20 protein-coding genes and 1 pseudogene are annotated in these 21,964 nt (G+C 70.4%); 8 read left to right on the forward strand and 13 right to left on the reverse strand.

All coding sequences use genetic code 11. From position 1 onward, the window contains the following. Nucleotides 1-2 precede the first annotated feature (2 nt). Nucleotides 3-200, reverse strand: a complete 198-nt coding sequence (locus OG972_RS35780) for a hypothetical protein (RefSeq protein WP_266988666.1) — start codon at nt 198-200, stop codon at nt 3-5. A 329-nt stretch (nt 201-529) separates the two neighbouring features. Further along, nucleotides 530-1,402 carry a metallophosphoesterase gene (locus OG972_RS35785; RefSeq protein WP_266988667.1) on the reverse strand — a complete coding sequence of 291 codons (873 nt, stop codon included), beginning with the start codon at nt 1,400-1,402 and terminating at the stop codon, nt 530-532. 292 nt (nt 1,403-1,694) lie between these two features. Here OG972_RS35785 and OG972_RS35790 point away from each other — a divergent pair, with 292 nt between their 5' ends. Continuing rightward, the gene (locus OG972_RS35790; protein WP_266988668.1) at nt 1,695-2,021 is read left to right on the forward strand and encodes a hypothetical protein; all 327 of its coding nucleotides are present in this window, start codon (nt 1,695-1,697) and stop codon (nt 2,019-2,021) included. A gap of 107 nt (nt 2,022-2,128) precedes the next feature. Continuing rightward, nucleotides 2,129-3,121 carry an aldo/keto reductase gene (locus OG972_RS35795; RefSeq protein WP_266988669.1) on the forward strand — a complete coding sequence of 331 codons (993 nt, stop codon included), beginning with the start codon at nt 2,129-2,131 and terminating at the stop codon, nt 3,119-3,121. Between the two features lie 19 nt (nt 3,122-3,140). Here OG972_RS35795 and OG972_RS35800 read toward each other — a convergent pair whose 3' ends face one another. Further along, nucleotides 3,141-3,536 carry a nitroreductase/quinone reductase family protein gene (locus tag OG972_RS35800; protein WP_266988670.1) on the reverse strand — a complete coding sequence of 132 codons (396 nt, stop codon included), beginning with the start codon at nt 3,534-3,536 and terminating at the stop codon, nt 3,141-3,143. Nucleotides 3,537-3,785: 249 nt separating this feature from the next. Next, nucleotides 3,786-4,688 carry a UbiA family prenyltransferase gene (locus OG972_RS35805; protein ID WP_266988671.1) on the reverse strand — a complete coding sequence of 301 codons (903 nt, stop codon included), beginning with the start codon at nt 4,686-4,688 and terminating at the stop codon, nt 3,786-3,788. Between the two features lie 42 nt (nt 4,689-4,730). Between OG972_RS35805 and OG972_RS35810 the strand changes: the two genes are divergently transcribed. Genes OG972_RS35810 through OG972_RS35820 form a run of 3 tightly spaced genes read left to right on the forward strand, consistent with a single transcriptional unit; the run spans nt 4,731 to nt 7,351 of the window. After that, entirely contained in the window at nt 4,731-5,798 is a 1,068-nt protein-coding gene (locus tag OG972_RS35810) for a type III polyketide synthase (RefSeq protein ID WP_266988672.1), read from the forward strand. 6 nt (nt 5,799-5,804) lie between these two features. Next, nucleotides 5,805-6,341, forward strand: a complete 537-nt coding sequence (locus OG972_RS35815; protein ID WP_266988673.1) for an isoprenylcysteine carboxyl methyltransferase family protein — start codon at nt 5,805-5,807, stop codon at nt 6,339-6,341. Then, complete coding sequence (locus OG972_RS35820; protein ID WP_266988674.1) at nt 6,338-7,351, forward strand: NAD(P)/FAD-dependent oxidoreductase; 1,014 nt, start codon at nt 6,338-6,340, stop codon at nt 7,349-7,351. The genes OG972_RS35815 and OG972_RS35820 overlap by 4 nt, the downstream gene beginning before the upstream one ends. On the opposite strand, the gene OG972_RS35825 is transcribed toward OG972_RS35820, so the two are convergent. Next, nucleotides 7,335-8,456: an aminotransferase class V-fold PLP-dependent enzyme gene (locus OG972_RS35825; RefSeq protein WP_266988675.1), complete on the reverse strand. Its 1,122-nt coding sequence runs from the start codon at nt 8,454-8,456 to the stop codon at nt 7,335-7,337. The genes OG972_RS35820 and OG972_RS35825 overlap by 17 nt on opposite strands. Between OG972_RS35825 and OG972_RS35830 the strand changes: the two genes are divergently transcribed. Next, on the forward strand, nt 8,455-9,864 hold the full coding sequence (locus OG972_RS35830; RefSeq protein ID WP_266988676.1) for a PLP-dependent aminotransferase family protein: 1,410 nt from the start codon (nt 8,455-8,457) through the stop codon (nt 9,862-9,864). The genes OG972_RS35825 and OG972_RS35830 overlap by 2 nt on opposite strands. 15 nt (nt 9,865-9,879) lie before the next feature. On the opposite strand, the gene lepB is transcribed toward OG972_RS35830, so the two are convergent. Continuing rightward, the gene (lepB, locus tag OG972_RS35835) at nt 9,880-10,560 is read right to left on the reverse strand and encodes a signal peptidase I (RefSeq protein ID WP_266988677.1); all 681 of its coding nucleotides are present in this window, start codon (nt 10,558-10,560) and stop codon (nt 9,880-9,882) included. A gap of 135 nt (nt 10,561-10,695) precedes the next feature. Here lepB and OG972_RS35840 point away from each other — a divergent pair. Then, a pseudogene (locus OG972_RS35840) lies at nt 10,696-11,763 on the forward strand (amino acid permease); the annotation flags it as partial. 99 nt (nt 11,764-11,862) lie between these two features. Here the strand turns inward: OG972_RS35840 and OG972_RS35845 are convergent. The 4 genes from OG972_RS35845 to OG972_RS35860 all read right to left on the reverse strand — a co-directional run bounded on the left by OG972_RS35845 (nt 11,863) and on the right by OG972_RS35860 (nt 18,118). Continuing rightward, complete coding sequence (locus OG972_RS35845; RefSeq protein ID WP_266988678.1) at nt 11,863-14,733, reverse strand: NHLP bacteriocin export ABC transporter permease/ATPase subunit; 2,871 nt, start codon at nt 14,731-14,733, stop codon at nt 11,863-11,865. 1 nt (nt 14,734) lies between these two features. After that, nucleotides 14,735-17,014: an NHLP family bacteriocin export ABC transporter peptidase/permease/ATPase subunit gene (locus tag OG972_RS35850; protein WP_266988679.1), complete on the reverse strand. Its 2,280-nt coding sequence runs from the start codon at nt 17,012-17,014 to the stop codon at nt 14,735-14,737. Next, on the reverse strand, nt 17,011-17,817 hold the full coding sequence (locus tag OG972_RS35855) for an HlyD family efflux transporter periplasmic adaptor subunit (RefSeq protein WP_266988680.1): 807 nt from the start codon (nt 17,815-17,817) through the stop codon (nt 17,011-17,013). Before OG972_RS35855 ends, OG972_RS35850 begins: the two co-directional genes overlap by 4 nt. A 73-nt stretch (nt 17,818-17,890) precedes the next feature. Next, nucleotides 17,891-18,118: a type A2 lantipeptide gene (locus OG972_RS35860; protein WP_266988681.1), complete on the reverse strand. Its 228-nt coding sequence runs from the start codon at nt 18,116-18,118 to the stop codon at nt 17,891-17,893. Nucleotides 18,119-18,761: 643 nt separating this feature from the next. Here OG972_RS35860 and OG972_RS35865 point away from each other — a divergent pair. Next, the gene (locus OG972_RS35865) at nt 18,762-18,971 is read left to right on the forward strand and encodes a hypothetical protein (protein WP_266988682.1); all 210 of its coding nucleotides are present in this window, start codon (nt 18,762-18,764) and stop codon (nt 18,969-18,971) included. Here OG972_RS35865 and OG972_RS35870 read toward each other — a convergent pair. The 3 genes from OG972_RS35870 to OG972_RS35880 form a co-directional block, all read right to left on the reverse strand. Further along, nucleotides 18,922-19,620: an HAD family phosphatase gene (locus OG972_RS35870; protein WP_266988683.1), complete on the reverse strand. Its 699-nt coding sequence runs from the start codon at nt 19,618-19,620 to the stop codon at nt 18,922-18,924. The genes OG972_RS35865 and OG972_RS35870 overlap by 50 nt on opposite strands. A gap of 25 nt (nt 19,621-19,645) precedes the next feature. Continuing rightward, nucleotides 19,646-20,131 (reverse strand): Lrp/AsnC family transcriptional regulator, encoded by a 486-nt coding sequence (locus OG972_RS35875; RefSeq protein ID WP_266988684.1) that lies wholly within the window; start codon nt 20,129-20,131, stop codon nt 19,646-19,648. Nucleotides 20,132-20,218: 87 nt separating this feature from the next. Then, entirely contained in the window at nt 20,219-21,637 is a 1,419-nt protein-coding gene (locus OG972_RS35880; protein WP_266988685.1) for an APC family permease, read from the reverse strand. Nucleotides 21,638-21,964: the final 327 nt, after the last annotated feature.

Consider the following 21,964-nt stretch of genomic DNA (forward strand, 5'->3'; position numbering starts at 1 on the left):
TTTCAGTTGCGGCGGATCTCCCATGTGTCGCCGTCGGCCGAGGCGCCGCGCAGACCGTCCAGGGCATCCACGCCGACGAATTCCACCATGTGCGGGGCGGCGAGCGAGGCAAAGCCGAAGGTGCGCCCCGGATCCCAGCCGAGGGATCGGCGCAGGCGGCGGAGCAGGTGCGCGACGCCGGCCTGGGCGCCTGCCAGCACCCAGGCGTCCGGGGCCTGCGCGGTCAGGCACTGGGCCGGCCCGTTGAGTACAAGAATTGAACAGTTGATGCGACCTGGTGCCCCTTCGATGCGATCGGACTCGCGGGTGTCGAACAGGGGCTGACGGTCCGTCCGTTTCAGTGGACTGTGCTGACGCCCGTGCTGACGGGATGCCCGGCCGGTTCCACCGCGACCTCGTTCACTTCGGTACGGGGACTCGCGAACGCCGGGACACCGCGACCCGGACGGCCCGTCGGCGCCACCACAGGCCGGACTGCTGAGCCGGTCCGGCCGGTCGGCGGCATGCGCCGGTCACTCGCACTCCGCGATCACCCGTTCTCCCCGGCCGCGCGCCGGTCCGTCGAGGGTGACGACAACGGGACGACCCGCAGCGGGGTGCGCGGCGGGCGGGCCCGCCATTCGCGCGGGTAGCCGATCGACACCTCCTCGAACCGCACGCCGTCGTAGTGAGTCACCCGCGGAATGTGCAGGTGCCCGTAGATCACGGCCGCGGCGCGGAAGCGGCGGTGCCAGTCCCGGGTGAGTTCCGTCCCGCACCACTGGGCGAACTCCGGGTACCGCAGCACATCGGTCGGTTCACGCACCAGCGGATAATGGTTGACCAGGACCGTACGGTGGTTCTCCGGAACGGCGGCCAGCCGGAGTTCGGTCTGCCGTACCCGCGCCCGGCACCAGTCGTCGCGCGTCGGGTACGGGTCGGGGTGGAGGAGGTGCTCGTCGGTGCAGACGACCCCGGTCCTGTGGGCATAGGCGAGGGACTCCTCCTTGGTGGTCGTTCCCGGTGCGCGGAACGTGTAGTCGTACAGCACGAAGAGAGGCGCCACGGTCACCGGCCCCTCCTCGTCCTCCCACACCGGATAGGGATCCTCCGGGGTGACGACGCCCAGCTTCCGGCAGAGCTCGACCAGATGGAGGTACCGCGCCTCGCCCCGCAGCTCCACGGGGTCGCGCGGGTGGGTCCACAGCTCATGGTTCCCCGGGACCCACACGACCTTGGTGAAGCGCTCGCTGAGCATCTTCAGCGCCTGCTCGATGTCGGCGACCTTCTCGGCGACATCGCCTGCGACGACGAGCCAGTCGGCGTCGGTGCCGGGACGCAGGGACGACGCGATGGCACGGTTATCGGCGTAGGCGACGTGCAGGTCGCTGACCGCCAGCAGCTGTCCGTTCAGGGCAAGCACTCCTCGTTCCGTGGGTTTCGCACCCGGCTGTCCCCGGCACTTCCCACCAGTGGTGGAACAGTCCGGGACCGGAGCGGGTGAGCGTGACGCCGTGTGCCTGGCAGGCCCGTTCGCCCTTCCCGGCTCCGATCGAACCATCCGGCCCGGCAATGTACGAGACGCCATGACGCCGGGCGTGGTCGCCGGATTCCGGCAGGGCCGGTGGGTCCGGCCGCGAATCCGGTGAGCCTCTCAGATGCGGTACGCGCCTGCGGGCACGCCGTGGGAGACGCCGTACGGGGTCAGGGCGACTATGCCTGTTCCGCGCGAAGGTGTACCGGGAGAACGCGAAGCCGACCCGGTGGCGCGACTCCTCGGTGGGCGCGTCGAGGAGGCCCTGGAGCACATCATCGAACCCCGCACCCCCGATCCGCCCGAGCACAGCTGTGATCTCCCGCCGGTCCACCGGGGAGGCCTCGTCCATCAGCTCCCCCACCAGCGGCGGTACCGCATCACTCCCCAGAGCGACCAGCGCAGCTGCCGCCGCGTCGCGCCGATCCGGCAGACCGAGGTCCCGCACCACGTCCACACCCACAAGAGCCCGCTTCGGCAGCGTCAACCGGCACCCCGACCGTCATGATCGCGCACCGATTCCCCGCCCGGGACCAGATCTTCCCAGCCGGGAGCGCAAGGCGGGGTGGTGGAGCGCCCCTGTCGCCCCCGGCCTCCCACGCCGACCGACGTAGCATGATCCCCATGGAAAAGCGCACACTCGGCAGGACCGGACAGGACGTATCCGTCGTCGGACAGGGCACCTGGCAGCTCGGCGGCGACTGGGGCGAGGTGCAGGAGGCGGATGCCTTCGGTGTCCTGGACGCGGCCGTCGAGTCGGGCGTCACCTTCTTCGACACGGCGGATGTGTACGGGGACGGCCGCAGCGAACAGCTCATCGGCCGCTATCTGAAGGACCGCCCCGACGCCGGAGTGTTCGTCGCGACGAAGATGGGCCGCCGCGCCGAACAGGTTCCGGAGAACTACGTCCTCGACAACTTCCGTACCTGGAACGACCGCTCGCGGGCCAATCTCGGTGTCGACACCCTCGACCTCGTGCAGTTGCACTGTCCGCCCACCGCCGTCTACTCCTCGGACGAGGTCTACGACGCACTCGACACCCTCGTCGCCGAGCAGCGGATCGCCGCCTACGCGGTGAGCGTCGAGACGTGTGCCGAGGCCCTCACCGCCATTGCCCGGCCCGGGGTCGCGAGCGTCCAGATCATCCTCAACCCGTTCCGTCTCAAGCCGCTGGACGACGTCCTCCCGGCCGCGCTGGCGGCTGGTGTGGGCATCATCGCGCGGGTGCCGCTCGCTTCCGGGCTGCTCTCCGGGAAGTACACCGAGGACACCGTCTTCGCCGCCGAGGACCACCGCACGTACAACCGCCACGGCGAGGCCTTCGACCAGGGCGAGACCTTCTCCGGCATCGAGTACGCGACCGGGGTGGCGGCGGCCGCAGAGTTCGCCGGGCTCGCACCGGAGGGCGCGACCGCGGCCCAGACCGCGCTGCGCTGGATCATTCAGCAGCCCGGTGTCACCAGCGTCATCCCGGGTGCGCGTTCCGTGAAGCAGGCGCGGGCCAACGCGGCGGCTGCGTCGCTTCCGCCGCTGCCGCAGGAGACGCTGGACGCGGTACGGGACCTCTATGACCGCCGCATCCGGGCCGCGATCCACCAGCGCTGGTAGCAGGACCGGCCGGTCGCCGTCAGTCGCGGAGATCGACCCGCACGCTCAGCAGGTCGGTGCCGAGCGCCCGGACTGCCGCGCTGTTGAAGCGCGGCAGTGTCGTGAGCCGGGCGCGCGGGTCGTCCTGCGGGACCGGATGGGCCGTTCCGGCGTGCCAGCGTCCCCTGATCCGGACCCGGACCTCCGGGTTCGCCCGGATGTTGCGTACGTACTGCGACTTGTCGCCGTACTCCGAGACCAGCCAGAACTCCCTGCCGACCCGGCGGCCGCCGACCGGGGTGCGGCGGGGCAGTCCGGACGTGCGTCCTGTGGTCTCCAGGAGGGTCTGATTCGGCAGTCGGCGGATAATCGGGTTGCCGATCCGCCGCTGGAACGTCGTGACCGCCCGGAACTTCATCTCGTGATAGCGCGACATGCGTGACTCTCCCGTCGTTGCCGGTAGCTCTCGCCGGAGCCGGCCCAAGGGCTGTCCCGACATTCCCGCCGGGCGCACAACGACAGGGGCGGCACCTTGCCGGTGTCGGAACCCAGCGAGTACGCCCAGTATCAGGATGCTCCTCCGCCTTGCGACGCACCGCACCGGACTCCGCGACTGTCCGACCCCGATCCGCCGGACACCCCCGGTCGAGAAGCCGGGCGGGCTGCGGCATCCGGGGAGGGATGATCAGCCCAGCGCCGCGCCGTGCAGGAGCAGCAGTGCGATGTCGATACCGGCCAGGCCGAGCGTGGCCAGGAACGGCAGGCGGCTGTCGGGCGCGGAGCGCAGCGGGAGACAGACGGCCACGGCCAGGGTCCCGGTCACGACGAGACCGGTCCAGCTCGTCGCGTCCGGCGGCCCCGGTGGGCCGAGGACGAGGACGGCCGATGCGGCGAGCAGCGCGAGTGCCGCGACGGTACGGGTCCGGCGTCGGCCCAACCGCTGGGGCAGGCCGCGGACGCCGGCGGCCAGGTCGGCGTCGATGTCGGGGAGCACGTTGGTGAAGTGCGCGCCCACGCCGAGGAGCGCGCCCGCGACCACTGGCGTGGCGGCCGGCCAGGGGTGACCCGGCAGCGCGAGCGTGACGAAGGCAGGCAGGAGGCCGAAGGCGACGGCGTACGGGAGCCAGGACAACGATGTTCGTTTGAGGCCCAGGTTGTAGGACCAGGCGGCGGCGACCCCGATCAGATGGGCGCCGCCCGCCGCCGCGCCGTTCGCCAGCGACAGGGGGACGCACAGGACAAGTGCGGCGCAGGCCGCCACCGCGACGGTACGGGCCTTCACGGCGCCGTCCACGAGCGGCTTGTCACGCCGGTTCGCAGCCGTGTCCCGTGCGATGTCGATGCGGTCGTTGCTCCAGCCGACGGAGAGCTGTCCGGTGAGCAGGGCCAGAGCGACCAGGCAGCTGCCGGACGCATCGCGGCCCGCGGCCACTGCCAGCGCGGTGATCAGGGCGGAGACGGCCAGTGCGGGGGCCGGGTGGGCCGACAGGAACAGGGCCACCGCGACCCGGCCGAGGCGGGGAGCGGCCGACGGCACGGCGGCGGGCGCCGAGGCGGACACGGAAGGTGCCCGGAAAGTGTGATTCATGACGTTCGATCAAAACATGCTATTCGCCCGTATGGTGACGAGATGACGCGAATCATCGCGATCCATGGTGTGCTCCCGCCGCACCGGTACGAGCAGTCCGAGATCACCCATGCCTTCGCCGACATGTGCCTGCCACCCGGCGCCGACCGCGGTGTGCTGGAACGCCTGCACACATCCGCCGCGGTACGCGGCCGCCATCTGGCCCTGCCCCTGGAGCGGTACGCCTCCCTGAGCGGCTTCGGAGAGGCCAACGACGCGTTCATCGAATCCGCGCTCCCGCTGGGGGAGCAGGCAGTGCGCGGCGCCCTGGACCGGGCGGGTCTCGACGCGAGCGAGATCGACCTGGTCATCTCCACTTCGGTCACCGGTATCGCCGCCCCGTCGCTGGAGGCGCGGCTCGCCGGACGGGTCGGGTTGCGGCCCGATGTGAAACGCGTGCCGATCTTCGGTCTGGGCTGTGTGGCCGGAGCCGCCGGACTGGCCCGGGTCCACGACTACCTCGACGGCCACCCCGGACAGGTCGCGCTGCTGCTCTCGGTCGAACTCTGTTCGCTGACCCTGCAACGTACCGACGCGTCCGTGCCGAACCTGGTGGCGGGCGCGCTGTTCGGCGACGGCGCCGCCGCGGTCCTCGCGGTCGGCCGGGACCACCCGCACCGTCGGGGGCAACAGCGCGGGCCGGAGGTGGTCGCGACCCGCAGCACGCTCTACCCCGGCACCGAACGCAGCCTGGGCTGGGACATCGGCGACGCGGGCTTCCGGATCGTCCTCGGCGCCGACCTCCCGGACCTGGTGCGCGAAACGCTCGGCAAGGAGGTTCGCTCCTTCCTCTCCGACCACGACCTCAAGACGCAGGACGTGACGGCCTGGGTCTGCCACCCCGGCGGTCCCCAGATCCTGGAAGCCGTACGCGAGACGCTCGATCTGCCCGCCCGGGCACTGGAAGCGACCTGGCGTTCGCTGGCCGAGATCGGCAATCTCTCCTCCGCGTCCGTCCTGCACATCCTCAGGGACACCCTGGCGCTGCACCCACCACCGCCCGGATCGCCCGGTCTCCTCCTCGCGATGGGGCCGGGCTTCTGCACCGAACAAGTCCTCCTCCGTTGGTAGCCGCCTGTGATCCCCTACGCCGTCCTCATCCTCCTGGTCGCCTTCGAGCGCCTCGCCGAACTCGTCACGGCCCGGCGCAACGCAGCCTGGAGCCGTCGCCACGCCGGAACCGAGTACGGGCGCGGGCACTACCCCGTCATGGTCGCCCTCCACACCGCGCTGCTGGCCGGCTGCCTGGGGGAGACCTGGCTGGGCGACCGGCCCTTCCTTCCCGCGCTCGGCTGGCCGATGCTCGCCCTGGCCCTCGGTGCCCAGGGGCTGCGCTGGTGGTGCATCACCACGCTGGGGCCGCGCTGGAACACCCGCGTCATCGTGGTGCCGGACCTGCCGCTCGTCACCGCCGGACCGTACCGATGGCTGGACCACCCCAATTACGTCGCCGTGATCGTCGAGGGCGTCGCGCTGCCGCTCGTCCACGCCAACTGGCTCACCGCGACCGGATTCACGCTCCTCAATCTGCCGCTTCTCGCGACCCGTGTGCGGTGCGAGAACACCGCTCTGGCCGGGGCCGCCCCGGCGCCGACTCCTGCGGCCACGCCGTGATCGACCTTCTGGTGGCCGGCGGTGGCCCCGCCGGACTCGCCACCGCGATCCACGCCGCCGGATCCGGACTCGAAGCGGTGGTCATCGAACCGCGCCCCACCCCGATCGACAAGGCCTGCGGCGAGGGCCTCATGCCGGGGGCCGTGCACGCCCTGGCCGAACTCGGCATCACCGTCGCCGGACACTCACTGCGCGGGATCCGGTACGTCGACGACCACCACAGTGCCGAAGCCCTCTTCGCACCTGCCCCCGGCTGCGGCGTCCGACGCACCGAACTGCACGCCGCCCTGGCCCGCCGAGCGGCGGAACTCGGCGTACCGGTGATCCCGGCGCGGGTGGGTGGCGTCCGACAGAGCGCCGACAGCGTCCGCGCAGCCGGCATCACCGCCCGATACCTGGCCGCCGCCGACGGACTGCACTCACCGATCAGACGCCAACTCGGCCTGGACCGCCCGGATCCGCGGCCCCCGAGGTTCGGCCTGCGCCGCCACTACGCGATCGAGCCCTGGACGGACTACGTCGAGGTGCACTGGTCAGCACGGGCCGAGGCCTATGTCACGCCGCTCGGCCCGCGCCTGGTCGGCGTCGCCGTCCTGACCGCGGAACGCGGCCCGTTCGACAGCCACCTGGCCCACTTCCCCCTCCTCTCACGCCATCTGCCCCCGAGCACAGCCGCCCCTGTGCGCGGCGCCGGACCGCTGCGCCAGCGTGTCGGATCCCGGGCGGCCGGGCGGGTCCTGCTGGTCGGGGACGCCGCGGGATACATCGACGCGCTCACCGGCGAAGGGATCTCCTTGGCCCTCGCCGGGGCCGCGCAACTCGTGCGCTGTATCCGGGACGACCGCCCACTGGCGTACGAGCAGGCGTGGCGCAAGGTCTCCCGGCGCCACCGCCTGCTCACCGAATCGCTGCTCCGGGCCCGGCAGCACCCGCGGCTCGCCCGTCGTATCGTCCCGGCCGCGACCCGCCTTCCCGCGGTTTTCACCGCCCTGGTCAACCAGTTGGCGTGACCGGCTCTCCGGGCGTGGCTGTCTCAGCAGCCTCGTCCTTCATCGCCGACGGCAGTCTGCTCAGTCTGCTGACCGGTGAGACGACGAGCCCGATCACCACGGCGGCGGAGCCGATCGCGGCCACGGTCAGAGCGCCCCTGGCGCCGATGGCGCCCGCCAGGAGACCGGCGGACAGACCGCCCAGGGCGCCGCCACCGAACAGCCCGACCCGCAGGGCGTAGCGCACCGCTGCCGCGGAACCGAGCACGGTCGCGTACGGGAACTCCCACTCCTCGAACCGGGTGGCGGTGTCGGCCGGCCGGTAGGTGCCGGGCTCGATCCAGCGGGCGCCGTGCATGTCGATGAAGAGGGGTTCGTACCCGTCCTGGAGGGCCCGGTCGGAGACGTAGAGGAAGCCTGAACCGCGCGGTCCACGAAGGAATTTGCGGCACGTCGCCGTGAGGAAGTCGCAGCCGATCTCTTCGACGTCCATCCCGTACTGGCCCACGGTCTGGCAGGCGTCGACGAGATACAGCAGGCCGAGCTCGCGGCAGTGGCGCCCGATCTCCGCGACCGGCTGGACGAGGCCCGAGCTGGTGGGGACGTGCGTCGCCGCGACGAGCCGTGGGCGCCGGGACCGCATGAGCGCAGCCATCGCCGCCACGTCGACGCCGCTGCCGTCCGGGTGGTCGGGTGCGTGCACGATCTCGACGCCGTACCGCTTGCGCAACGACAGGAAGGCGATCTGGTTGGAGATGAAGTCGTTGCGTGTGGTGAGGATGGTCTCGCCGGGCCGGAAGTCGATGGCCGAGAGGGCGTTGCTGTACGCGTGGGTGGCGCTGCCGGCGAAGGCGATGTTCCCGGGTCCGGTGTTGATGAGTTCGGCGATCGCCGCGTAGAAGTCGTGGACCTGTTCCGCCCGCGCGTCGGCGGCTTCGTAACCGCCGATGTTCGCTTCGAGTTCGAGGTGGTCGAGCATCGTCCGGAGCACGGGGCGGGCCAGCAGACCGGCACCGGCGTTGTTGAAGTGGATCACTGACGCGCAGCCGGGGGTGTCGGCCCGCAGGGCCGCGATGTCGAGGAGCGGTTCCTCACGGAGAGCAGAAGCGCTATCGTCTGCCTTCATGTCTGACAGTAGCAGTACTGAGATGGTGGTGGCGATCCTTCGCGCGGAGATCGCCCGGCTCGCCCCCGGCGACCGACTGCCCAGCAGCCGCGATCTGATCAGCCGTCATGTGGTCAGCCCCGTCACGGTGTCGCGCGCCTTCGCCCTGCTCGCCGCCGAGGGGGCGGTGGTGACACGGCCGGGCAGCGGCACCTACGTGGCCGCGCGCCCCGTCCGGTCGGAGACCGATGTGCCGGACACCTCCTGGCAGGCGGTGGCCCTGGCCGGACGCGATCTCGACGCACCCCTCGTGGACGGGACGTCGGACCCCGCCCCCGACGGGTCGATCGCGATGGCCGGCGGCTATCTGCACGAAACGCTCCAGCCCACCCGGGCGTTGGCCGCCGCGCTGGCCCGCGCGGCACGACGCCCGGACGCGTGGCACCGCGCCCCGACGATGGGCCTGGCACCACTGCGCGCGATCTTCGCCCGCCAGGCCGGCGCCGATGTGAGCCCGGACGACGTGCTCGTCACCGGCGGCGGCCAGGGTGCTCTGTCCATGGTGTTCCGGGCGATCGCCGCACCGGGCAGCCCGGTCCTGGTCGAGTCGCCTACCTACCCGGGGGCGTTGGCCGCCGCCCGGGCCGCAGGGCTGCGCCCGGTTCCCGTCCCGATGGACGGCGACGGCATCCGCACCGATCTGCTGGCCGACGCGTTCGCCATGACCGGAGCCCGACTGCTGTACTGCCAGCCCACGTTCCACAACCCCACCGGCACGGTGCTCACGCCCGCACGGCGACGCCAGGTCGTGGACGTGGCGCGCGCCGCCGGCGCCTTCCTCATCGAGGACGACTTCGCCCGGAACCTCGGCCACGGCAGGCCGGTACCCCGCGCGCTCGTCGCCGAGGACCCCGACGGCACCGTGGTCCAGCTGACGTCGCTGACCAAGCCCGCGTCGCCGAGCCTGCGCATCGGAGCCGTGATCGCCCGCGGCCCGGTGATGCGACGGCTGCAGGGGATGCGGATGGTCGAGGACTTCTTCATCGCACGCCCCCTGCAGGAAGCCGCCGTCGAACTGGTCAGCACACCCGCCTGGGAGCGGCACCTGCGCGCCCTGTCCAGCGCGCTGCGGGAGCGCTGCGCGGTGCTGGGCGGTGCGTTGGTCCGTGAGACCCCCGGCTGGAAGGTGACCGGGCTGCCGACGGGAGGACTGCATCTGTGGATCCAGCTCCCGTCGGGATTCTCCGACTTCGCGGTCGCCGAGGCGGCACGGGCGCATGGTGTGGTCGTCGACCCGGGCCGCCGCTACTACCCGGCAGAACCGCCGGACACTTACCTGCGTCTGGGCTTTGCCGCCGCCGCCGACCTCGCCGAACTGACCGAGGGCGCCCGCCGCCTCGGCGCGGCCGCACGAGGTGCCGAACGCTGAGGGCCGCGCGCCGCGTCAGGGGCGCCGGAAGGGCGGCGGAACCCCGGGAGCCGGGTACCCGGCACCCGCGTACCCGGTAAAGGGCGGGGGTGTCGTTGCCCGGCGTCCCCGCGTCAGCAGGCCCACCAGCGTGCAGACGGCACCCGCCAGGGCGAGAACCACACCGACGATTGCGCCGAGCCCCAGCACCGTCGGCACGGTGGCATCGTCAAGCGCACGTCCCCGCACGGCTGTCACGGGCACGGTGCCGACTTTCTCACCGGAGAAGTAGCGCGAGTCGTTGGCGTTTGCACGGTTGTCGCCGAGGAGGAACATCCGCCCGGCCGGAACCTTCACGTCGTACGGGCCGTGCCCGCCGTCGACCTCCGTCCCCTTCAGGTACGGCTCCTTGAGCGGTGCCCCGTTGACGGTCAACCGGGTCCCGTCAAAGACCACATGGTCGCCTCCGAGCCCGATGACACGCTGCATCACGGCCTCGCCGTTGTAACGGTCCGGCACGCTGAAGAGCACCACATCGCCCTTCCGCGTCTTCTCGCCGCCGGTCTTCTCGATGAAGACCCGGTGACCCGGGACGTATGTCGGTTCCATGGACTCGCCCCTGGGTGTCACCGTCGTGTAGTCGCTGCGGATGGTCCAGAGCGCCCCCGCTGTCAGCACGATCCCCAGGACGGCAAGTACGGCCCCCGTGATCAACACCCCACGTCCCGCGCGTCGCATTCGCCGATCTCCCGTCGCAGTCATCACCCTCACCCCACACGTGCAGCGACACCGTAGAGGGTCCCGGGCGACGGGCAAACGGCGGGGCGGGGATCAGGAGCACGGGACGGCGGACTGCAGCCGGTGGAGGGCGTCACCGTGCTCGCGCAACTCGCGGACGCGTCCGTCGGCCACACCTGGGCCTTCTACGTCATTCAGTTCACCACCATGACCCTGCTGGCGCTCTCCGCCAACACCTCGTTCGGCGGGCTCCCGGTGCTGCTGAAGCTGCTGGCCCGTGACAACTACCTTCCGCACGTCTTCGGACTGAAGGCGGACCGCCAGGTCCACCGGCACGGTGTGCTGACCCTTGCCGGTGTCTCCGCCGCCCTTCTCGTCTTCTCCCGAGGCGACACCAACACCCTGGTGCCGCTGTTCGCGATCGGCGTCTTCGTCGGCTTCACCATCGCGCAGACGGGCATGGTCCTGCACTGGCACCGGACACGCGGCGAGCGTTGGGCGGGCAAGGCGCTCCTCAACGGTGTCGGCGCCCTCCTCACCGGCGTATCCGCCGTCGTCGTCACCGCCACCAAATTCCACGACGGCGCCTGGCTGATCGTGGTCGCGCTGCCCCTGCTGGTCGCCGCGTTCGAGTTCGTGCACCGCGCGTACGGGAAGATCGGCGACAGGCTCGAGGTGGGCCGCATCCCCGAACCGCCGCACCGCGACCGTTCGTTGATCATCGTCCCGGTCTCCTCTCTGACCCGCCTCACCAGCGAGGCGCTGACGGCCGCGGTGTCGCTGGGCGACGAGGTCAGGGCGGTCACGGTCTGCCACCCCGACCCGGAGGATCGCGCCCTGAGCGAGGCACTGGAACGGGACTGGGCGCTGTGGAACCCGGGAGTGCCCCTGATACGCGTCGACTCGGACCGCCGCTCCTTGGGCCGACCGATCGCCTCATTCGTACGGGAGCTGACCGCCGCCGAGCCCGGCACCCGGATCACCGTCCTGATTCCCGAGGTCGAACCCGCCCACGTCTGGCAGCGCGTACTGCAGAACCAGCGGGGTGCGGTGGTGGCCCATGCGGTACGCCGCGACACCCATGCGGTGATCTGCCGACTCCGCTTCCGGCTGGACCTGGACGTGGCCGTCCCGAGGCCGGCCGTACCGCAGGCGTGTCAGCGCCGGGGGGCGCAGTCGTGAGCCCGCCGCCCACGCCTCTCCAGGCGTTCTGAGAGAACTCGGGTATGGGACTCCCGGGCTGCGGCAAGTCGCCGCAACCTCTGTGTTCGAACGGTCCGTTCAGCGCATCTGGCGCCGGACCAGCTCGTGGAGCCGCCCGCTCGTGTCCGCGAGGAGTTCGGCGGGCGGTCCCTGCTGGACGATGCGGCCGTCCGACATGACGATCACCCGATCGGCGTCGAGGACCGTCGAGAGTCGATGGGCGATCACGATGCGGGTGGCGTTCAGCGTGCGGGTGCTTTCGATCACGATGCGCTGGGTCTCGTTGTCGAGCGCGCTGGTGGCCTCGTCGAAGAACAGGATGCGCGGTCGGCGTACGAGTGCCTGAGCGATCATCAGGCGCTGACGCTGCCCGCCCGAGATGGAGCCGCCGTCCGCGATCATGGTGTGCAGACCCATCGGCATGCGCTTGATGTCCTCGGCCAGACCCGCCATCGCGGCGGCCTCCCACGCCTCTTCCTGGGTGAAGACTTCGGCGCCGCAGATGCAGTCCAGGATCGATCCGGTGAACGGCTGGGCGTTCTGCAGGACCACTCCGCAGCTGCGTCGTACGGCCGCCTGGTCGAGGGATGCCAGGTCCTGGCCGTCGTAGAGCACGCTGCCGGAAAGCGGCCTGTCGAAGCCGATGAGCAGTCTCAGCAGGGTCGACTTGCCGCAGCCGCTGGGGCCGACGATGGCCACGAACTCGCCGGGACACACCTGGACGGACACATCGTCGAGGACCAGCGGACCGTCATCGGTATAGCGGAAGGAGACGTTCCGTGCCTCGATCCCGCCGGACAGGGCGCCGGGCTGGATGCTGGCCCCGCGTACCTCGGGAGCTTCGTCGAGCACCGGCTTGATCTGTTCGAACATCGGCAGAGCCGCCGCAGCCGAGACGAACGCCCCTGTGAGCTGGGTGACCGAAGTCAGCAGCATGGTCACGGACGTATTGAAGGTCAGGAACGCGCCGGAGGACATCGACCCGCGAGCCGGACCCGCCAGCAGAACGAACATGGCCAGTGAACACAGCGGCAGATATACCGCATTGAGGACGGTCGTCAGATTCTTGATCCGGCCCGCGCGCTGCTGCAGCTCGCGACTGCGGGCGAACTCCCGCGCCCACGCCGCGTACGCGAAGCTCTCCGCCGCTGCGACCCGCAGTTTGGGCAGCCCGCGCAGCGTCTGGAACGCCTGGTTGTTGAGCTTGTTGGCGAGCTCGACCAATCGGCGCTGCCAGCGCAGCTCCCACAGCCCCATGGCGAGGAACACCGCGGCTATGACGATCAGCATCGCGATCGCAGTCAGCGCCAGCGGGACGCTGAAACAGAACAGGAGGACGAGGTTCATCGCCCCGACCGTGCCCGCCTGCACAGCGACGGGACCGATGCCGGACAACACCCGGCGGATGGCGCTGATGCCCATCGCCGCGCTTGCCAGCTCACCGGTGGAACGCTCGGTGAAGAATGTGGTCGGCAGACGCAACAGCCTGTCCCACACGGCGGGTTGGAGGGTGCTCTCGATGCGTCCCTCCATCCGCAGGATGGTGAGGTTCTGCATCAGCATGAAGACGGCGGAGACGAAGCTCGTGACGATGACGGCCAGTGAGACCTGCACGATGAGGCTGTTCTCGGCGTTGGGTACGTAGACGCCGAGCACCTGTCCCGTCGCGATCGGCACCAGCGCTCCGAGGGCGACCGTCACCATTCCCGCCAGCGCCAGGTTGCGCATGTCGGCCCGGGTGCCGCGCAGACTGAACCGCAGCAGCTGCCACTTGCTCATGGGCCGCTCCGGCAGCGGACGGTAGAGCATGACCGCGCGCTGTTCGAACTCCTCCGCATTGGCCGCGCCGACGCGGGTGCGCCTGCCGGTCACCGGATTCACCGCCTCGTACCCGCCGCGGCGCCACAGCAGGGCGACCGGCGCGCCGCTCGCGGCCCGGTGGCCCACCAGGGGCCCGGTGTTCTCCCGCCACCAGCGCCGGTCGAGCCGGACCGGGCGGGTACGGACCCGCGAGCCGACCGCGACACGCTCGACCGGATCGACCCGGTCGCTCACCACTTTGCTCATCGACGGCTCCGAGAGCGTGATCCCGGCCGCCTCGGCCACGAGCCGGCAAGCGGCGTACGTCGCGTCGTCGCCTGCGCCGGCCGCACGCGAAGCGGTTCTCCGGGAACGTCCGATGGAGGAGACCAGCGTCCGGTCGGCCTCGTCGCGGACGGCTTCGCCCGCCTTGATGCCGGCTGCCGTGCGGTCCTCGTGCGCGAGCTCCAGCCGTTCGATCCAGCGGTCCAGCGCGGACAGCAGGCGGTACTGCTGGTTCACCATGGCCTGCCACAGCGCGCCGTCGACGAGCAGATCGCCTGCCGCCTCCGCGCTGTACGCGGCGCCGTACTGCACGCTGCCGGGGGACACCGGCAGCCACAGGATGTCGTCGTCGGCCACCGTCTCGTCGACCGTCGTCCGGCCGTCCAGCGGTGCTTCGAACAGCACCTGCCGACTGCGCCCGACGCCGAGTGCCACGGCGTGCTCCAGCAGGCTCAGAGCTGTGTCCCCGGTGTCGTACCAGCTGCGGTACTGATCGTCGTACGCCGCGGCGTCCGCGTATTCCGGCCGGTACAGCTCACGCAGCGGGATGCGGCGCAGCACGCACTCCTGCAAGGGCCTGCCGATCAGCGTGTGCCGCGGTCCCTCGACGGGCCCCAACAGCAGCGTCCCGGGTTCCAGCCGGCCGAGGAAGTGCCAGTGACCCTGCGCCGCCGCGTCGACCGCGAACAGGTCCAGGGCTCCGCCCACGACGAGCCACAGCACCTGCGGCCCTTCCAGCGAAAGCCTGCGCAGACCGTGGCAGTCGACCTGTTCGCCGAGACCTCCCAGGGCGCCGATGACCGCGTCGTGCTCTGCGGCGGACGAGTCCGGCCCCGCGCCCGCGAGATGGTGAACGGATTCCACCTCAGTGCTCCTTGACCAGCTCGGCGTACGGACCTCCGGCAGCGACCAGGTCCTCGTGCCGGCCGCGTTCCACGACGGAGCCGTGGTCGAGGACCACGATCTCGTCGCTGTCACGGACCGTGCTCAACCGGTGCGCGATCACGACACAGGCGCAGCCGCGGCGCCGCAGATTGTCGATGATGATCTGCTCGGTCTCCGCGTCCAGGGCGCTGGTCACCTCGTCGAGTACGAGGATGCTCGGCCGGCGCACGAGTGCCCGGGCGATCTCCAGACGCTGCCGTTGCCCTCCGGAGAAGTTGCGGCCGTCCTGCTCCACCCGGCTGTGGATCCCGCCGGGGCGCCGGGCGACGACCTCGTACAGGGCGGCGTCCTCCAGGGCGGCGACGACGGCGTCGTCCGGGACCGACGGGTCCCACAGCGCCACGTTGTCCCGCACAGTGCCCTCGAAGAGGAAGATGTCCTGGTCGACGAAGGAGACCGAGGCGGCCAGCGCACTGCGGGGAATGTCCTCCAGACGTTGTCCGTCCACCCGGATCGTGCCCTCCCACGGGCTGTAGAGCCCCGAAATCAGCCGGGAAACCGTCGACTTGCCGCTGCCGGACCCGCCGACCAGCGCCACCTGCTGTCCCGGCCCGACGGACAGCGAGAATGCGGTGAGCAGCGGTTTGTCGAGCGGGCTGTAGCCGAAGGTGATCTCCTCCAGCGTCACATGGCCCGTGAGCCGGCGCGTGCTCGCAGCCGGTTCGCGGCGCGAGTACAGCGAGTCCACCGGGAAGTTCTCGACGTCCTTGAGGCGGGCCACATCGGCGGCGAAGTCCTGCACCCGGCCCGCCACCGCATTGAGCCGCGCGACCGGAGCGGTGAACCGGGTCACGAGCGCCTGGAACGCGACCAGCAGACCGATCGAAATGTGGCCGTCGACGGCCCGCAGTCCACCGATCCACAGAATCAGGGCGCTGTTCAGCGTCGCGAGCATGGGGGCGACGACAGCCAGCCAGGCGCTCGGCACACCGAGGCGCTGCTGCTCCTCCAGTGTGGTCGCGTGCTGCCCCGCCCAGCGGCGGAAGTATCCGTTCTCGCCGCCGGTGGCCTTCATCGTCTCGATGAGCTGCAGCCCGGTGTACGAGGTGTTGGTCAGTCTGGCGCTGTCGGCCCGCAACTTCTGGGCACGGGTGGCCCGCAGACGCACGACGACGCGCATCGCCACCACGTTGAGCAGCGCCAGCCCCACACCGATGACCGTCAACTGCGGGTCGTACGTCCACAGCAGGACCGCATAGAGCAGTACGACGACCCCGTCCACGCCGACGGCCGTGAGGTCGCGGGCCAGGGTCTCGGCCACGACGTCGTTGGACTGCAGCCGCTGGACGAGATCGGCGGGGCTGCGCTGGGCGAAGAAGGTGACCGGCAGCCTGAGCAGATGCCGGAAGAACCGGGCACTGCTGAGTGTGGAGGAGATGATGCGACCGCGCAGCAGGTTCGCCTGCTGCAGCCAGGTCAGTACGACGGTGAGGGCCACCATGGTGGCCATCGCCGCGAACAGAACGCCCAGCAAAGAGGTCTGATCACCGATCAGGAACATGTCGATGTACGCGCGGCTCAGCGCAGGCAGCGTCGCGCCGACGGCCACGAGGAGCAGGCTGGCGATCAGCGCGGCCAGCATCGTGCCCGAGGTGCCGCGCAGCCGCGCCGGCAGGGCGCCCATGATCCCGGGCTTCCGGCCTCCGCGGCGGAAACCGTCCCCGGGCTCGAAGACCAGGACGACGCCGGTGAAGCTGGTGTCGAAATCCTCGGCCGAAACGAAACGGCGGCCCTTGTCCGGGTCGTTGATGTGCACACCTCGCCGCCCGAAACGGCGGCCCATGCCGTCGTACACGACGTAGTGATTGAATTCCCAGAAGAGGATGGCCGGTGCCTGCACGTCGGCGAGGGCCGTCGGTTCCATCTGCATGCCCTTGGCCTGCAGCCCGTAACTGCGCGCCGCCTTCAGCACATTGCTGGCCCGGGAACCGTCGCGCGAGACGCCGCAGGCGATGCGCAGCTCCTCCAGCGGCACATGGCGGCCGTAGTGCCCGAGCACCATGGCCAGCGAGGCGGCACCGCATTCCAGCGCCTCCATCTGGAGAACGGTGGGGCTGCGTACGGTCCTGGCCTTCTTGCTCTTCGGCGTCGGCTGCGGACCCGAACGGCGCCTGCTGCCCGGGGGGTTGTCCGGGCGGTGCCGACCCCGGCCGGGAGGTGGAACGTGCGGTGCGGAGGGAGAAGCGTGCGGTGCGGTCACGGGAGCAGCCAATCGATCGGACGCTGGTCGGCCAGGTGGATGGCGCCGGTGGCCAGGGTCATGGAGTCGATCGCGTACGGGGGTCCCTGGGCCGACGACCACCGGTAGCCGGACTCCGTGGCGGACGACCGGTCGAGCCGCACCAGGACCGCTACCGGCCTGCCGTGCTGCGTGAACTGCTCGCCCAGCTGGCCGTCGCCGAGGAAGCCGCTGATCTGTCGGCTCGTCTGGGACGTCCTGCCGACCGCGGCCACGTGACCGCGCAGCACTCCGTATTTCTGGGCCGGCACCGACTGGGCGGTGAGATCCACCGAGGCTCCCACGGGAACGGTCGGCCCGCTGTCGCCCGGCACATAGAGCATCACCATGAGGGGATCGCCGGCGCCACGGGTCCGTTCCACGCTCGCCACGTCCGCGCCGGTGGTGACCACCGAGCCGATCGTGGCGGTCAGAGCGGTCACCCGTCCCGCAGCGATCGTGCGAACGACGCGGTCGCCCTGCTCCGTACGGACTTTGAGCAGCGGTGCGTCGGCGGGCACGCTCCCGCCTTCCTTGGCGAGTACGGCGGTGACTTGGCCCGCGACCGGGCTCTGCAGGATGTAACTGCCCTGGGCGTGGGTGAAGATGCCGGGTGCCCGGAGTATCGAGGAGACGGATCCGGTCATGGCCCAGAAGCAGGCGGCGGCCATGACGAGGACGGTGACGCCCAGGGCGAGGCGGCCCTGCGGGCGGGCGAAGCGTACCGGCAGGTCGAGTTCCTCCGGCGACTGCAGCTTGGAAAGGGCCTGTTGGCGGAACTGCACGGAACTCTTCCCTCACTGTCAGGTCTGTGCAGTGAGCCCCGGAACCGCATGGTTCCGGGGCTCACACGCCGTCTCAGAGACCGGCGACGAGACCGGTGGCCAGGCCGGTGACGGCACCGGTGTTCACGCCGGTGGTCGAGGTGACGAGACCGGTGACCGAGCCCGCGACGCCGGAGACCGGGGCGACGGCGTCAACGGTGCCCGTGACGTTGCCGAGCAGGCCGCCGACGAGACCGCCGGAGACGTTGTCGAGGTCGTTGTCGGAAATCTCGAGGGTCTCGACCTGGGGGGTGTGGTTCATGAGAGAGGCTGCCTTTCAGCTTGATATTTCATAGCGGTAACCCCTTGGTGTGGCTGCCGCATTGGGCAGGATCAAAGCACGTTGACGCGGTGCGCTGCTAATCGAACCGGGTGCTGATCAGGGGTTTTGTTGGTACCGAAATAGCCCTGGGTGCAGATGTGTTCATGAATCGAAGGCGGCTTCTTCACAAGCTTCACTGTCTGAATTCCCTTTGTTTAAAAGCCCTTTTGCTCAACTGGGACACTCGTGTTTAAAGCTCCCCTGTGGTTGGTCCGGACCAAGGTGTGCAGGTGGGTGACGGTGACCGCTCTGGGCATGAGGTGTGCAGGTTTACGGAAGGTGGATGGTGAGGCGAACCAGCCGGCAGGAGGGCTGCCGGCGGTGCGTCCCGATCGGTGCGAGGGGATGCGGCCGTCGGCGGTGTCCCTTCGGGCTCAGCGCCGCCGCCGCGTCGACCGCCTTGCCGTGCTCGTACAGCTCGGCGACCCGCGCCTCGAAGGGCCCGCTCCCGCTCCGCCGGGTCCTCGATCGCGGACAGTTCCTTCCGGTATCCGAGCCGTACGGCACCCTCCAGACCCATGCCGCCCAGCTCCCCGCTCGGCCACGCCGCCGTGGCCACGGGGCGCGCTTGGATCCGCCCATCATGGCCATCGCGCCGAGACCGTACGCCTACGTGCCCACCCTCCCCGGCGGCGCGCTCACCGCCGATGTTCTGCGCGAGTGGGCGGCCGGGGTGATGGCGGCGTACAAGGTGCCGGGCATCGAGCTCGTCGAGAGCTTCCCGATGACCGCCACCGGCAAGATCAGGAAGGCTGCGCTCCGGCCAGCCAGTCGTACGCGGTCTGCGCCGTGAACTCGCCCTGACCGCCGCGGAAGAGCAGCCCCGCCGTGGTGAACGCCGGATCGTCGGCCGTCGACGCCACATAGGGGACCGCGATGCAGCGCATGCCCGCCGCATGCGCTGCCGCCACGCCCGGCGCCGCGTCCTCCAGCGCCACGCAGTCGCCGGGCGCCGCGCCCAGCCGCCGCGCGGCCTCCAGGAACACGTCCGGCGCCGGCTTCCCGTGCGCCACCTCGTCGGCGGAGACATACGTCGTGACGTACGCGCCGAGTCCGGTGCCCGCGAGCACCGCCTCGATCGCGGCCCGGGACGAACCCGATGCCACGGCCGTCGAGATCCCCTCCTGATGCAGCCGTTCCACGAACTTCCGCATCTCGGGGAACACCTCCGTCGAGGATCGGGCCAGCTCCAGATAGAGAGCGTCCTGGCCGGCGAGGAGTTCGTCGACGGGCGTCGCGATCCCGTACTCGGTCCGCAGCGCCGTCAGCGTCTCGCGGGTACTGATCCCGATGTACCGGGTGTGGTGCTCCCAGGTGAAGTCCGGCACGCCGTGACGGGCGAGGAGCCGGCGCCCCGCCTCGTAGTAGTTCGGCTCGCTGTCCACGAGTGTGCCGTCGAGATCGAAGATGACCGAGGGGGCAGGGCCGGGCCGAGTGCTCATGGCACCCAGCATGCCAAGGCGGTGGTCAGTTCGACGGTCCGGCCGTGGCCAGGCCGATGGATTGGACCAAGGGCAGCAGCCGGTGCGGAACCCGCTCGCGCAGGGCCACTTCGGTGCGGGTCCGCACCACGCCGGGCAGCTGGATCAGCTGCTGGATCACATCCTCCAGGTGCCCGTTGTCGCGGGCCACGACCCGCGTCAGCAGATCCCCGCCGCCGGTGGTCGAGAACGCCTCGATGATCTCCGGCACGGCGGCGAGGGCCTCGCCCACCTCGTCCAGATGCCCCTGGGTGACCTCCAGATGGACGAAGGCGAGCACCGGGTGGCCGAGCGCGGCGGGGGAGAGGACCGGGCCCGTACCGGTGATCACGCCGTTCCGCTCCAGCCGGTCGATACGGGCCTGCACGGTGCCCCGGGCGATGGAGAGGATCCGCGCGTACTCCCGCACGCTGGTCCGGGGCTGCTCGATGAGCAACCGCAGGATGCGGGTGTCGAGTGCGTCCACCGCCATGGTCCGTCGGCCTCTTCCTGGTCTGCTGATAGGGACTCCGACTGTACCAATGGCCCAGTGGACGGGTAGGGGCCCGTCCACATGGGGTCAGGGACGGGCATCCTCGGGGAGGGTGACCAACCAGCGGGTGGTGCGACGGGGGCGGAGGTAGAAGGCCCAGTAGAGGGTGGCCGCCGCCATGATGCCGCCGGTCCACAGCAGGTACGTGGCCTCCTGCTGGCTGAGGATGTAGACGAGTACGGCGATCAGTGCCACCGGCATCGCCGGCCAGAGCGGCATCCGCCAGGCGGGCAGGTCCTTGTGGCTGGTGCGACGGGCGGCGAGCGCGGCCACGGCGACCAGCAGGTACATGCCGGTGACCGAGACGCCGGTCACGCCGTACAGGGTGTCGAGGTTGACGAAGCACAGCGCCGCGCCGGGAACTCCGACCACCAGGGTGGCGACCCACGGCGAACCGAAGCGGCCGAGGCGGGCGAGGGCGTTGTTGACCGGCTCGGGCCACGCCTTGTCCCGGGCGGAGGCGAACAGCACCCGGGAGTTCTGGATGACCATGACGATGCCCGCGTTGATGATCGCGAGTGCGACGCAGAGGCTCACGAACGTACCGACGGCCGAGTTGCTCCAGGCGGTGACCATGCCACTGATGTCACCGGAGGTGAGCGCCGCGAGGTCGGGTGCGCCCATCGTGATCGCGACCACCGGGACGAGGATGACGGCCGTCGAGATGGCCAGGGTGGCGAGGACCGTGCGGGCGACGTTGCGCCGCGGGTTCTCCATCTCCTCGGAGAGGTAGACGGCGGTGGAGAAGCCCTGGGTGATGAAGAGTGCGATGGCCAGACCCGAGACAACCAGCATCGCGGTGACCGGGCGGGACGCCCCGCTGTCGCTCGCGACCACACCATGGATCAGGCTGCCCGCGCCGCGCTCGGTGTGGGCGAAGCCGAGCACGGCGACGACGGCCGCCGCGATGACTTCGAGAACCAGGAAGACGCCGGTGATCCAGGCGTTGGCACGCAGGTCCAGCAGACCGGCCAGGGTGGCGAGCACCATGACCCCGGCCCCGGCGGCCTCGGCCGGGATGTGGACCAGCGGAGCGAGGTAGTCCGCCGTGCCCATGGCGATCACGGGCGGGACGATCATTACGACCAGCAGAGACAGGACGAACACCAGCCACCCGGCCAGCCGACCGGTCAGGGTGGTGACCATGGCGTACTCGCCGCCCGCGCTGGGGATCATGGTGCCCAGCTCCGAGTAGCAGAACGCCACGGCGATACAGAGCAGCGAACCGATGGCGATGGTCAGCGCGGTGGCGGAGCCGAGATCTCCGAACAGGTCGGGCACGACCACGAAGAGCGTGGATGCGGGCGTCACGCAGGAGAGGGTCAGCAGGGTCCCCCCGACGACGCCGATGGAACGCTTGAGGGTGCGCGGGCCGTCCTGGCTGTGGGGATCGGCCTCCGCCGGTGCGGTGCCGGAGGTGACGGGCTGGCTGAGCATGTCGGTCATGGAGCGGTTCCGATCGACTGGGTGTGACGGGTGACGGCGGGAGCGCTATCGCCTCCGTGGCTTGCTGCGCTGTTGGTTTCGTCTGCTCCCGGCGCGTTATGGAAACCTGTGGGAATCGTCACGTCAACCACCTATTACCTACGGAATTCGTTGTCGCCAGGCGCAAGGCTGGCGGTATCCGTAGATTGGGTGAGGATCGACCTCTTATTGACAACTTGATGGTTCGGCGTCTTTGTTCACTTGATGACCTTCGAAACGAAGGCATGTATTCGTCAGCACCTTTGATGCGGGAGTCGGCGGTGAGGGGGTCGGGTGCGGCGAACCGCG

Origin of the sequence: Streptomyces sp. NBC_01669 (assembly GCF_026339735.1) — a bacterium.
Lineage (GTDB): Bacteria > Actinomycetota > Actinomycetes > Streptomycetales > Streptomycetaceae > Streptomyces > Streptomyces yanii.